A 309-nucleotide genomic window follows, 5' to 3' on the forward strand; every position below is an offset into this window, starting at 1 on the left:
ATACCGAAGTATTGGCTGGTGACCACCGCGTACAGGCCAGCGATCGCCGCGCCGAGGGACACCGCGGCGAGGATCCCTACGCTGACCCTTCCCCCTTCGGTTCGGGTTCCGGGGGTGGGACTGCGGGCGGCGATCAGCGAGCCGAGGACCGTGCCCGCGGCCAGGCACGCCAGCAGGGCCATCACCGCCGCCATCGTGAACTCGCCCCAGTTCACACTCACCGAGTAGTACACACCTAGGGCCTGTCTTGTGGATCATGGTTGGTGGGGTAGGAACATCACGGGTGTCCGGAGTGTTACCCGAGCGCTA

The 309-nt window shown here is 66.0% G+C and carries 1 pseudogene; it reads right to left on the reverse strand.

Annotation, left to right across the window (positions count from 1 at the left end):
* Window positions 1-221 (reverse strand): annotated as a pseudogene (locus ACLQ24_RS30515) (Hsp70 family protein); the annotation flags it as partial.
* Window positions 222-309 lie beyond the last annotated feature (88 nt).

The organism is Micromonospora sp. DT4, assembly GCF_049841675.1.
Taxonomy (GTDB): Bacteria; Actinomycetota; Actinomycetes; order Mycobacteriales; family Micromonosporaceae; genus Micromonospora.